Source organism: Shewanella sp. Sh95 (assembly GCF_001308045.1).
Taxonomy (GTDB): Bacteria; Pseudomonadota; Gammaproteobacteria; order Enterobacterales; family Shewanellaceae; genus Shewanella; species Shewanella xiamenensis.
In genome coordinates, this window is record NZ_LGYY01000267.1 from 1 (window position 1) to 413 (window position 413).

At 34.1% G+C, this 413-nt stretch carries 1 protein-coding gene; it reads left to right on the plus strand.

The features are described from left to right. Positions 1 to 166: 166 nt before the first annotated feature. On the plus strand, positions 167 to 413 hold a 247-nt coding region (locus AEA42_RS19670), incomplete at its 3' end, for a DUF1256 domain-containing protein (protein WP_156312380.1).

Sequence of the window (413 nt, forward strand, 5' to 3'; positions counted from 1 at the left end):
TTGCATTTGTTAACTTCTATCCAGGTATAAAATGGAACGAATATATATATACTAGTACTATTATTTCCGTTTTCATTTACATTTTGCAAAAAGTACGCACTTATAGTTTTCCATTTTATTCGCCATATAACATATTTTGAAAATTTATTAAAAGGATGGGTGCTTCATGAATATTGGAAGTTTTCGCTTACCTTTTTTCGAAAAAGAAACTCAAAATGTTATGCACCAAGACTTAGAAGCCTCCGAGACAATCAGTAACTTCTTGCTTTCCCATATTCCTATTCAAACTAATATACCACTTATTCTCGTTTGTATCGGAACAGATCGTTCCACCGGTGATGCACTCGGCCCATTAGTTGGCACTAAGCTAGAACAAGTAGAAATCAAAAACTTCCAAGTGTTCGGTACACTAG